The following is a 301-nucleotide window of genomic DNA, read 5'->3' as shown; positions in this document are numbered from 1 at the left end:
GACGGCACGCGGATCGTTTCGGGCGGCCGTGACGGCACGGTGCGGCTGTGGACGCGGGACGGCGCTGCGGTGGGTGAGCCGCTGCGCGGGCACGAGAGCCCGGTCTGGAGCGTCGGCTTTTCCCCGGACGGCACGCGGATCGTTTCGGGCGGCGAGGACGGCACGGTTCGGCTTTGGACACCGGACGGCGCTGCGCTGGGTGAGCCGCTGCGCGGGCACGAGGGCACGGTCTGGAGCGTCGGCTTTTCCCCGGACGGCACGCGGATCGTCTCCGGCGGTGACGACGGCACGGTTCGGCTTT

General features: G+C 73.4%; 1 protein-coding gene. It reads left to right on the top strand.

Annotated features, from left to right (window positions below; genetic code table 11):
* Window positions 1–301 (top strand): WD40 repeat domain-containing protein (locus tag I5731_RS00260; RefSeq protein WP_407941804.1); only part of this gene is annotated, 301 nt, incomplete at both ends.

It is taken from the genome of Methylobrevis albus, assembly GCF_015904235.1.
Classification (GTDB): Bacteria; Pseudomonadota; Alphaproteobacteria; order Rhizobiales; family Pleomorphomonadaceae; genus Methylobrevis_A; species Methylobrevis_A albus.
This window is presented reverse-complemented; position numbering and strand designations above follow the sequence as displayed.